The organism is Streptomyces zinciresistens K42, assembly GCF_000225525.1.
Classification (GTDB): domain Bacteria; phylum Actinomycetota; class Actinomycetes; order Streptomycetales; family Streptomycetaceae; genus Streptomyces; species Streptomyces zinciresistens.
This window is the reverse complement of sequence record NZ_AGBF01000252.1, coordinates 1-8,039: the sequence shown is the minus strand read 5'-3', so window position 1 is coordinate 8,039 and position 8,039 is coordinate 1. Positions and strand designations below refer to the sequence as shown.

The following is an 8,039-nucleotide window of genomic DNA, read 5'->3' as shown; positions in this document are numbered from 1 at the left end:
GCGATGAGCGGGGTGCCGTCGGAGCCGGTGCTCGCGAGGCTGCCGTCGACCGAGCCGGAGGCGGAGCCGCCGCCGGCCGCCGAGCCGGCACCGCCCGAGCCGCCGCTGCCGCTGCCGCCGGTGGACTGGCCCACGGGGTCGTTGCCGCCGCCGGTGGAGCCGCCGGAGGCCGAGCCGCCCGAGGTGGACGTGCTCCCCGAGGGGGTGGGCTCGGGCTCGTGGTCGGTGGGAATGGCGATCTTGATCTGGCCCCTGTCGTTGGCGGGGTTCTTGTCGAAGACCGGACGGATGTCGTACACGGACGTCGCCCGCACCTCGCCCGTGGTGGTCTTCGTGCCCTTGCCGATGGCGAGCGTGAACGTGAAGGACACGGATTCGCCGACCTCGATGGTCCCGTCCGCCGGCCAGCAGACATAGGTGGCCCTGCCGGGCGTACCGCCGGGAGCGGACGGGCCGTCGATGCCGAACGGCGCGCACTGCGCGGGCACTTCGGTGGCGGTCGTGCCCGGCGGGATGCGCACCATCAGCGCCGGCTGGTCGTCGCTCTCCTGGTTCCGGATCCAGCCGGGGCCGTCGTTGCGCAGCTGCACCGTCACGGACTGCGCGCCGCCCGCGAGGGCCTCGGTGTCCTCGCCGACGGCGGCCAGGTCGGCCGAGCTGTCCGCGGTCAGCGCCAGTCGGCGGTAGCTGTCGTCGAACCCCTCGCCCGGGGCCTCACCGGTGGCGCCGGTGCCGTACTCGACGGACTCCATCAGGGCGTCGGGCAGGGCCTTGAACCGCACGGGCGTCTCGATGGCCGCGCCCGGCTCGATGACCTGGTCGATCTGGCACAGCGCCTGGCGGACCTGGTCCGCGAGCGTGGAGTACGTGCAGCCCGCGGCCTTCTCGGGGAAGTCCAGCCCGCGGGTCAGCCGGACGCGGAAGGTGACGCCGTCCGCGGCGGCGGTGCCGTTGTTGGTGACGACGACGTTCTCGTCGACCACGTCGCCCGGCGCGGGAGACGTACGGGGCAGGTTCGAGACCACCAGCGCGGCCTCGCCCCCGTCCGCGTACGCCGTGGGGGCGACGGCCGCCGGAACGGCCGCGGCGACGGCCGCGGCAGCCACGAAGGCCGCCGGGGCACGCAGGTGCGAGGTGCTGGGGCGCTGACGCACGGGTGGGTCTCCTCGTCGGACGGCAAGCGAAGACGACCGGAGCTTTTCCGTCCAGTCATGTCCTGGACACGCAGAAACCGCCGAGGGTTGTACGCGCGTTCGAGAAAGCCTCACCGCCCCGGCGGTCGGAGCCTTCGCCGCGCTCTCGCCGAGGGCGGCTCGCATGGTCTTCCTGCACGCGGCACGCCTGGCCTTCGAGGAGGGGTGCTCGCACTGGCTGTGGTCGACGTGCCGGCGGGTCGTCTCGTCTCCCTGGTTCGTCGCTGCCGTGCTGGCAGGTCGACACTCCCAAGAGCGCGAGTGCAGTCCGAAGGGGCGAGACGGCATTCCGTGGTGATCCGTCGGCTGTTCGTAACTTCGGTGTGGAAGACTAAAGTTGAGGCATCGCCAAATCATTGACGGAGGTGGCCCCGTCCACCGTGCAGAAGGCCGTGGCCTCCCTCCGTGAGGAAGGACGGCTCTACACGGTGCCCGGCCAGGGCTCCTTCGTCTCGCGGGACTGACGGCTCACGCGAGCCTCGTCATCGGTGACCCTCGGGATGCCTGGCCATGAGGACGTTGCAGTCGGACACGGTGGTCATGTCGTGACCCGCGCGGGCCCAACCCCGGACCTTCGCCAACTCGGCACACCCCGCACAGCCTTCGACCGGCGCGGGCTCGGTTTGCTCTGCGCGGTCCGGTAGCACCACTGGTGCGCTCGGGTATCGCTTCGGCTCGGTCATGCCGCCCCCTTCGCGTCGTACGTATCGCGACAGACGCTAGGAACGTGGCGGTCCCCACCGGAAGAAGCTTCTACGAGATTGCACGGAGGTTCACCCGAGGGCGTCCATGGCCGCTGTGATCAGAGCGCGCGCATCCGATCCGTAGACGGCCGACTCGGCCAGCTCGGCGAAGGTCTCGGCATACATGGTCACCTCACTCGGCTGGGTGATCGTGAGGTAGCCGGAGACCAACTCGACGTTGACCTGAGCCGTGTCGTACAGCCAGAAGCCCTCCACGGGCCAGCGGGCGCGATCCGGTCGCATGGCTATAACTCCCATGCTGACGTTGGGGAATGAGCCCACGGTGATCAGATGGGCGAGCTGCCCGACCATGACCTCGGACCCGCCGATGCCGGATCGTAGGACCGATTCCTCCACCAGGAACGCGAAGCGGCGGTCGCCCTGGTGGAGAACTCGCTGACGCTCCATGCGGGCCTCCACGGCGTCGGCAACATCGTCCACCAGCCCACGCCGCTGCTGGATGGCTCGCAGCGCCGCTGTGGTGTACCCGCGCGTCTGGATCAGGCCGGGCACGAGCCATGACGAGTAGGAGCGGAATCGGCGGGTGCGCTCGTACAGCGGCAAGCGTGCTTCCTGCGCCTGCCGGAGGCCGGCGCGTTCCATTCGCCGCCACTCGATCCACGTGCCTTCGACCGCGCGGAGGGACGCGATCAGGTCCGCTGTCCGGCCTTCCGCGCCGCACGCAGCGCACCATGCGCGGATGTCGTCCGCGGAAGGGGGCGTACGGGCGTTCTCGATGCGGGACGACTTGGACGCGTGCCAGCCGCAGAGCCGGGCGATGTCCCGCCCGGTGAGCCCGGCGTCGCGACGGATCTCGCCGAGGCGATCGGCGAGGACCTGCCGGGCTTGCTGGACACTGGACGACGCGGAAACTGCCATGGTGGGTGTGGCGTCAGACCGGCCGGTACTCCTCGTGCGGGACGGCGCGTTCCCAGGCCGCTTGGTACGCCGCCGCGTACCGCTTCGCCAGGGCTGGGTCGTTGAGGACCTCCATACGCGGGTCGGTCCACTGACCGTCCCCGCCGAAGTGGTGCAGGATCAGGGTCCGTTCGTCCATGACCCAGCCGTCCAGCGCGGGCAGCAACAGGTCCCGGGCGCGTGAGCGAGGCAGCCAGCGCACGTCCTCCCCCGCCGCAATGTTGGTGAACGTGCCGTCGTACTCGTACCGGACGTAGTCACTCAGCGGCTCGGAGACGACGCGGAGCCGACGCATGACCACGCCCCGGCCGGTCGTCCCGGTGACGACGTCCAGCCATGACCGCCACCACGACTCGCGGTCGTCCGGGTCGTAGCGGTGCCCCTTCTGCCAGCGGACGAACTCCGGGTCGTCCCGCATGTAGCTGTCGCGCATCTCAAGGTGCATCGCGGAGCGCTGCGCCTTGGCCAGTTCCTCACGTACCGCTGTTGACACCGTTGACCTCACCGTTCGGGCGCGGGATGAACTGGAGCATGTCGGCAGGAAGGCGAATCACGGTCTCGTGGTCGGGTGCGTCGGTCGAGTGCCCGGGGACCGAGCCGACTTCCTGCGCCTGCCGGATCGTTGCCGCGTCCGCCTTCCACGACTGGATGATCAGGTCCCCCGTCGTCTCGTCCATCCAGATGGTCGGCGAGCCGTCGTCCGGTGTGTTGGGCCAGATCCCCAGGAACCGTAACGCCATCGTGCGCTCCTTCATCGAGAGGGTTGCACATGCGTGCACGAGCGTTGCCCGCACGGCCGAGCCTCGTCAAGGGCGCACGGTCGCGCACGCGGGCCGACACGGCGGACGCGTGACGTGGAGTCCCTCCCACCCGCGTACTCATGACACCGGGAGCACCCCTGGCCCAGGTCGTGCAGGACGCAGACCGCCTCTGTCGCCTCGTGGGGCGGCCCGCTACGGCCATGGCCGCGAGGTGTCGGTGTCCCGGCCGACCGAGACGGGCAAAAGGGAAGGGCGGCACCCATCGAGGGTGCCGCCCTTCCCTTTTGCCTGTTCAGGCGCTTGAGGCCGTGGCGGGAATCGAACCCGCGTCACTCGCTTTGCAGGCGAGTCCCTCAACCACTCGGGCACACGGCCTTGATCGGTGGTTCGACCGTACGGGCCGGGGAGCGCGGGGCTCAAGGGGATCGGGGGCGCCGCAACGCGACTGCCACACCCCGTTCACGAACGGCGCCGGTCGTACGACCAAGGTCGTATCGTCCCGGGGACTTCGGACAGGGGTCGTTGTCGGTGGCGGCCCTTACGCTGGCGACCATGACCCCCCTCGAACCGCGTGACGCCGATGTCGCGAAGACCTCCCGCGCCCCCTCCGTGCCCGACGCCGCGGAAAGCGTGCTGGGCCGTTCCCACCGGGCCCTCAGCATCGGGATCGTCTCCGTCGTGGTGCTCATCGCCTTCGAGGCCACGGCGGTCGGGACTGCCATGCCGGTCGCGGCGCGGGAGCTGGACGGCGTCTCGCTGTACGCGTTCGCGTTCTCCGGGTACTTCACCACCAGCCTGTTCGGCATGGTGCTCGCGGGCCAGTGGTCCGACCGGCGCGGCCCGCTGGGGGCGCTCACCAGCGGCATCGCCGCCTTCGGCGCGGGGCTGCTGCTGTCCGGGACCGCGGGCGCCATGTGGCTGTTCATCCTCGGGCGGGCCGTGCAGGGCCTCGGCGGCGGCCTGGTGATCGTCGCGCTGTACGTCGTCGTGGGGCGCGCCTATCCGGAGCGGCTGCGTCCGGCGATCATGGCGGCGTTCGCGGCCGGCTGGGTCGTGCCGTCGATCGTGGGCCCGCTGGCGTCCGGCGCGGTGACCGAGCACCTGGGCTGGCGCTGGGTGTTCCTCGGCATCCCGGTGCTGGTCCTGCTGCCGCTCGCGCTCGCCCTGCCCCAGATACGCAGCCGCGCGGCCGGCCCGGTGGACGCCGCCGCCGGCCGCGCCTCCTTCGACCGGCGCCGCATCCGGCTCGCGCTCGGCATCTCCCTAGGCGCGGGCCTCCTGCAGTACGCCGCCCAGGACCTGCGCTGGCTCTCCCTCCTGCCCGGCGCCGCCGGAGCCGCCCTGCTCGTACCGGCCGTGCTGGGCCTGCTGCCCCGCGGCACCTACCGGGCCGCGCGCGGGCTCCCGTCGGTGGTGCTGCTGCGCGGTGTCGCCGCGGGGTCGTTCATCGCGGCCGAGTCCTTCGTGCCGCTGATGCTGGTCACCCAGCGGGGCCTGTCGCCGACCCTGGCCGGGTTCTCGCTGGCGGCGGGCGGCGCGACCTGGGCGCTGGGCTCATGGGTGCAGTCACGCCCGCGCGTGGAGCCGTACCGGGAGCGGCTGATGACCGTCGGGATGGTGCTCGTGGCGGGTTCCATCGCCGCCGCGCCCAGCGTGCTCGTCGCGTCGGTGCCGGTCTGGACCGTGGCCGTCGCCTGGGCCTTCGGCTGCTTCGGGATGGGGCTGGTCATCTCCTCCACCAGCGTGCTGCTGCTCCAGCTCTCCGCGCCCGAACAGGCCGGCACCAACTCCGCCGCGCTCCAGATCTCCGACGCGCTGTCCAACGTGATCCTGCTCGCCATGGGCGGCGCCGCGTTCGCCGCGCTGGGCGGGGGAGCGGTCAGTCATACGGCGGCGGCGTCCTCCGGCGCGTCCGGGTCGCACCCGGCGGCCTTCGCCGCGGTCTTCCTGCCGATGGCCGCGGTGGCGCTGGCGGGAGCCTGGGTGACCACCCGCGTCCGCGACCGCACACCGTCCGCACCGTCCGCACCGCCCGCACCGCCCGTACAGGCGGGCCCGCCCGCACCGCCCGCACAGGCCGGACCGTCCGCACCGGGGAGCGCGCGGACGTGAGGCCGGGCCGCTCCGGCGCTCACGGCCGCACACCGGGGCGTGAGCGCCGGGCCTTCGGCCGGTCACGAATCCGGTCGCATCCGGTCGCATCCGGTCACGAATCCGCTCGTGAATCCGGTCGTCACCCGCGTCGATCCGCAGGGCGTCGACCAGGACTCGGCGTACCGGCCGGTCGTGGACGCGGCCTCCGGGTTGGGACGCGGCCTCCGGGTTGGGACGCGGCCTCCGGGTTGGGACCCGGCCTCCGAGGTGGGACCCGGCCTCCGAGGTGGGACCCGGCCTCCGGGTTGGGACCCGGCCTCCGGGTTGGGAGAGCACGCCCGGGTGGTCGCGGGGCGGCTGCGCGGCGGCTGTGACGTCGGTCCCACCCGCGTGTGACCCGGCCTCGTCCGCCCCTCGGCACCACCGGGCCGCCGGTAGGGTGGCCCGGTTGTCATACGTAGCCGAGCCGACCGACCCTTCCCCCGGAGACCGTGACTACCACCGCCGCCAGCGCCAGCTCCCACTCCCACCACCTCTCGCCCGCCTTTCCCGGCCGCGCCCCCTGGGGCACCGCAAGCAAGCTGCGCGCCTGGCAGCAGGGCGCGATGGAGAAGTACCTCCAGGAGCAGCCGCGCGACTTCCTCGCGGTCGCCACGCCCGGCGCCGGAAAGACCACCTTCGCCCTCACCCTGGCCTCGTGGCTGCTGCACCACCACGTCGTGCAGCAGGTCACCGTCGTCGCGCCGACCGAGCACCTGAAGAAGCAGTGGGCGGAGGCCGCGGCGCGCATAGGCATCAAGCTCGACCCCGAGTACAGCGCGGGCCCGCTCGGCAAGGACTACCACGGCGTCGCCGTGACCTACGCCGGTGTCGGCGTGCGCCCCATGCTGCACCGCAACCGCGCCGAGCAGCGCAAGACCCTGGTGATCCTGGACGAGATCCACCACGCCGGCGACTCCAAGTCCTGGGGCGAGGCGTGCCTGGAGGCGTTCGAGCCCGCGACCCGGCGGCTGTGCCTGACCGGTACGCCCTTCCGGTCCGACACCAACCCGATCCCCTTCGTGACGTACGAGGAGGGCGACGACGGGATCAGGCGCTCGGCCGCCGACTACACCTACGGCTACGGCTCCGCCCTCTCCGACGGCGTCGTGCGGCCCGTCATCTTCCTCTCCTACAGCGGCAACATGCGCTGGCGCACCAAGGCGGGCGACGAGATCGCGGCCCGGCTCGGCGAGCCCATGACCAAGGACGCCGTCTCGCAGGCGTGGCGCACCGCCCTCGACCCGCGCGGCGAGTGGATGCCCAGCGTGCTGCGCGCCGCCGACCGGCGGCTGACCGAGGTCCGCAAGGGCATCCCGGACGCGGGCGCCCTCGTCATCGCCTCCGACCAGGACTCCGCGCGCGCCTACGCCAAGCTGATCCGGGAGATCACGGGCAGCGGGGCGACCCTCGTGCTCTCCGACGACGCGGGCGCCTCGGCGCGCATCGACGAGTTCAGCGGCGGCGACGACCGCTGGATGGTCGCGGTGCGGATGGTGTCCGAGGGCGTCGACGTCCCGCGCCTGGCCGTCGGCGTGTACGCCACCACGATCTCCACCCCGCTCTTCTTCGCCCAGGCCGTCGGCCGTTTCGTGCGGTCCCGGCGGCGCGGCGAGACCGCCTCCGTCTTCCTGCCGACCGTCCCCGACCTGCTCACCTTCGCCAACGAGATGGAGGTCGAGCGCGACCACGCCCTCGACAAGCCGAAGAAGGAGGGCGAGGAGGACCCGTACGCCGAGTCCGAGAAGGAGATGGAGGAGGCGAACAAGGAGCAGGACGAGGACACCGGCGAGCAGGACACGCTGCCCTTCGAGGCGCTGGAGTCCGACGCCGTCTTCGACCGCGTCCTCTACGACGGCGCCGAGTTCGGCATGCAGGCGCACCCCGGCAGCGAGGAGGAGCAGGACTACCTCGGCATCCCGGGACTGCTGGAGCCCGACCAGGTCCAACTGCTGCTCCAGAAGCGGCAGGCGCGGCAGATCGCGCACAGCCGCAGGAAGCCGGACACCGAGGCCGACCTCCTCGAACTGCCCGCCGAGCGGCGGCCCGTCGTCTCGCACAAGGAGATGATGGAGCTCCGCAAGCAGCTCAACACGATGGTCGGCGCCTACGTCCACCAGAGCGGCAAGCCGCACGGCGTGATCCACACCGAACTGCGCCGGGTGTGCGGCGGCCCGCCGAGCGCCGAGGCGACCGCGGGGCAGCTGCGGCAGCGGATCGCCAAGGTGCAGGAGTGGGCGACCCGGTTGCGCTGACGCCGCCCGCCGGGGGAGCGGTCCGCCCCGGCGACC

7 protein-coding genes and 1 tRNA gene are annotated in these 8,039 nt (G+C 72.1%); 2 read left to right on the top strand and 6 right to left on the bottom strand.

Features of this window, described 5'->3' with window-relative positions:
• From SZN_RS33435 to SZN_RS33410, 6 genes are all read right to left on the bottom strand, one after another.
• On the bottom strand, positions 1 to 1,154 hold a 1,154-nt coding region (locus SZN_RS33435; protein WP_007503884.1), incomplete at its 3' end, for a COG1361 family protein.
• A gap of 521 nt (positions 1,155 to 1,675) precedes the next feature.
• On the bottom strand, positions 1,676 to 1,876 hold the full coding sequence (locus SZN_RS42985; RefSeq protein ID WP_078509064.1) for a hypothetical protein: 201 nt from the start codon (positions 1,874 to 1,876) through the stop codon (positions 1,676 to 1,678).
• Positions 1,877 to 1,966: 90 nt separating this feature from the next.
• Positions 1,967 to 2,815, bottom strand: coding sequence for a helix-turn-helix domain-containing protein (locus SZN_RS33425; protein WP_007503880.1), 849 nt, complete (start codon positions 2,813 to 2,815; stop codon positions 1,967 to 1,969).
• A 13-nt stretch (positions 2,816 to 2,828) separates the two neighbouring features.
• Positions 2,829 to 3,347, bottom strand: a complete 519-nt coding sequence (locus SZN_RS33420) for a DUF6879 family protein (protein WP_007503878.1) — start codon at positions 3,345 to 3,347, stop codon at positions 2,829 to 2,831.
• A complete protein-coding gene (locus SZN_RS33415; protein ID WP_007503876.1) occupies positions 3,328 to 3,594 on the bottom strand; it encodes a hypothetical protein in 267 nt (88 codons plus the stop codon). Before SZN_RS33415 ends, SZN_RS33420 begins: the two co-directional genes overlap by 20 nt.
• Before the next feature lie 324 nt (positions 3,595 to 3,918).
• A tRNA-Cys gene (locus SZN_RS33410) sits at positions 3,919 to 3,990 on the bottom strand.
• A gap of 177 nt (positions 3,991 to 4,167) precedes the next feature.
• On the opposite strand from SZN_RS33410, the gene SZN_RS33405 reads away from it, so the two are divergent.
• Together SZN_RS33405 and SZN_RS33400 are read left to right on the top strand one after the other, a co-directional pair.
• Positions 4,168 to 5,727, top strand: coding sequence for an MFS transporter (locus SZN_RS33405; RefSeq protein WP_043734418.1), 1,560 nt, complete (start codon positions 4,168 to 4,170; stop codon positions 5,725 to 5,727).
• Between the two features lie 473 nt (positions 5,728 to 6,200).
• Entirely contained in the window at positions 6,201 to 8,003 is a 1,803-nt protein-coding gene (locus SZN_RS33400; RefSeq protein ID WP_007503872.1) for a DEAD/DEAH box helicase, read from the top strand.
• Positions 8,004 to 8,039 lie beyond the last annotated feature (36 nt).

Bases quoted from the DNA above. Each gene is read 5' to 3' on its own strand.
- SZN_RS42985 (WP_078509064.1), bottom strand. From the start codon at position 1,876: ATGACCGAGCCGAAGCGATACCCGAGCGCACCAGTGGTGCTACCGGAC.
- SZN_RS33425 (WP_007503880.1), bottom strand. From the start codon at position 2,815: ATGGCAGTTTCCGCGTCGTCCAGTGTCCAGCAAGCCCGGCAGGTCCTC.
- SZN_RS33415 (WP_007503876.1), bottom strand. From the start codon at position 3,594: ATGGCGTTACGGTTCCTGGGGATCTGGCCCAACACACCGGACGACGGC.
- SZN_RS33405 (WP_043734418.1), top strand. From the start codon at position 4,168: ATGACCCCCCTCGAACCGCGTGACGCCGATGTCGCGAAGACCTCCCGC.